At 50.0% G+C, this 2,821-nt stretch carries 2 protein-coding genes; both read right to left on the reverse strand.

Going from position 1 to position 2,821, the window contains the following annotated elements:
- Window positions 1–84: 84 nt before the first annotated feature.
- A complete protein-coding gene (locus AC0QHF_RS10810) occupies window positions 85–1,713 on the reverse strand; it encodes an Hsp70 family protein (protein ID WP_324704218.1) in 1,629 nt (542 codons plus the stop codon).
- 225 nt (window positions 1,714–1,938) lie between these two features.
- Window positions 1,939–2,821 (reverse strand): GUN4 domain-containing protein (locus AC0QHF_RS10815; protein ID WP_324704219.1); only part of this gene is annotated, 883 nt, incomplete at its 5' end.

Below are 2,821 nucleotides of genomic sequence, written 5' to 3' on the forward strand. Positions count from 1 at the left end.
AAGATATTGAATTGGGGGTATTATTCCTCCTATGTTTGAGATTCGATCCCCCCTAGCCCCCCTTGAGAAGGGGGGGAAAAGATGTTACTTTTGATTGTCATTTGTCTGGTATAGGTCTTCTTCAATCATCACAAAACCCGGGAACATTTTGGCGATGATATTTCCCAGTTCGTATTCGATCGCTTTATTTCCCTCTTCAGATGCGATCGCCAAATAGGCTACTTGGGAACGGTTCACCCGCATTCCCACCCGCCATTTTTCCGAGGTGGCGGTTTTGGGGAGTTTGACGATATCGGGTAAAACCTGTTTGAAAAGTTTCCCCCGGGATTGGGGATCGACGCCCAATGTCACCGTCGGGGTGTCGTGGAAGGCTTCCAGAGGGGGGATGTCGGCGAAGCGGAGGGAGGCGAGGTCGTCCAAATTTGTGCCGCCTTTGATGATAGGAATAAATATTTCTTCCAATTTCGTGGAGGCGTTGATCGTGTGTACCACCAGTCCGATGGTGTGGATGTAGATTTCGCTGGGTTGGACGAGGCCGTTGGCGATCAAACAGGCACCGTAGGAGATGGCGAAGGCACTGTTAATTAAGTTGAATTGACTTTCGAGGGTGGGGTCGTTTTCGCCCAGGTTGAGGGCATCCAGGATGGTTTTCTGCACCAGGTGAAACTGACAGAATCCCCCCACCAAAAAGAGGCGATCGCACTTTTGACCGTTGGCGTCCATCCAGGTTGTCACCCGTTCCAGGACGCGGGTAATTCCGGCGGCGATGGGGGCGAAGGCTCGGGCGACTTCGCCGCTGGTGAGGGTGTAGCCGTTGGAAAAGCTGTAGAGCGTTTGGTCTGCGAGTTCTGAGGGGCTGTTTAAGTAGTTTTTGAGTTTTTTGGTGTATTTGTTGTGTCCGGCGATTTTGACGCTTTCAAACTCCCGCAGCAGGTTCATAAATTCGGTGCTGTCGGCGTCGGGTGGGAGGCCGTTTTTTTGGGTGTAGGCTTGGATGACACAACTGCGATCGAAGGCGACCCCCGCCGATTCTAAACCGCGATCGCCCTGTCCGTCGAAGTACAAAACCTCGACTTTATTCTCCCCGTAAATACGGCACAAACTGACATCAAACGTTCCCCCACCCATATCGCAAACGAGGAGATTGCCGTTGAAAGGTTCCCGGTTTTCCTCCCGGTGGCGGCGTTGGGTTTCCCAGGCGTAATAGGCGGCGGCCGCGACGGGTTCGCTCACCAGTTGAATCAGTTGTTTTTCCAGTCCCAAATTTTCGGCAATTAGGGTTTGCAGGTTTTCCCGTCCGGTGTTGCAGATATCCCGCTGCCAAATTTCCGGGACGGACACCACCAAACCGGCGATTTCCCCCTGTTGGCGGGTGAAGCTGTATTCATTTTCTGGGGAGAGAAGGAGTTCCCGCAGATAGTCGGCGGTGACGCTGGTGGGGGTGTGCGGCAGCGGGTAGGTGTTGGCGAAGTTTTCCGTCAGCGGCAAGTCCATTTTGAAGTTGCCGTAACTTTTGCTTTCGGGATGGTTGGCGGCGGTGGTTCTGGCGGCTTGGCCGATTTCGATAAAGTCGTCTTCGTAGGCGATGAAGGAGGGGATATATTTGTATCCCTGTTCTCCGCCATATTGAAAGGCAACGGGTTTGCCGTCTTCTATGTGGGAGATAATCGAGTTGGTGGTGCCGAAGTCGAGGCCGATTTTGTACTGTGCCATCGCGGGTGTTTGACTGTCGGTGCAGGGCTGTTTATATTATAGGTGCGATCGGATCGTTTCGGCCGATCTGAGAAACCGGGTTTCTAACCGAGTCTCTCATAACCATCAAAAAATCTTCCTGAGAAACCCGGTTTCTTCACTCAATCGAATGGAGGAAAAGCAGATTTTTCCGTGAAAAAGTTGCCGAAAACAAAAACTTGACAACTGCCTGAAGTGGTTGTAGTGCTACAGATTACAAGTTTGTGCGCGAGAGAGAATCCCCACCCAGTACCCACGACCTACCCATCCACCTCCAACCACCCCGCCCGCGCACGGGAGATGGCCCCGAGATGCTGACGGGGAAAATGTGCAATCTGACCATGACAACCACTTTCCATTCACTCGCCATCCTACCTCTTCGCCGAACCGATTCCATATTGCACTATCATACCTCCCATTCGGCTTTCCTCCACAATTGATGTAAATTTGCTTCTGGACACTAAACCCAAAGCGTCCGTCACTGTATTTGACCCACAGATGATTGATAATTCGCAAATCCTCACAGCGAAATTTTTTGATATCATTTGTATCTAAATATTCCCGGTTCGTTTGTCCCGCCACCGCCCACATAATCCGAGCTGTTTCTTGGTCAGCATCTTTCCAATTTCCTGATTTCAAAAATTTTTTAAGTTGGGTATAATCACGATCAGAAGTATCTCTTTTTTTTGTATCTCCTTCTGGGGGTGGCGACTGGGTTAAATTCCGAATTTGCCGATTCATTTCATCCAACTGTAATTGTAAATTCATCAATTGCTGTTGATTCTGTTGCTCAATGCCATATAACTGAGTTTTAAAATCAGCCTGATGTTGATTATGCGACTCCGTTAAACCGTCAATTTTCCGCATCATTTCATATAACTGAGACTGCAACTGAGAAACTATCGCCTGTGCCGACTGTAGCTGACACTGGGACTGTTGCCAAACCCGCTTGGCGGCGGCAATGCGTTTTCTCTCTTTCTCCAAAAACCCCTCGGGTACTTTATCTAAGAAATACAGAGGTGTCAGGTCATAGCCACACACCGCACAGGTTTCGACCTCATTTTCCGTATATTCCGTTTCACAAACCGGA

It is taken from the genome of Lyngbya sp. CCY1209, assembly GCF_055795065.1.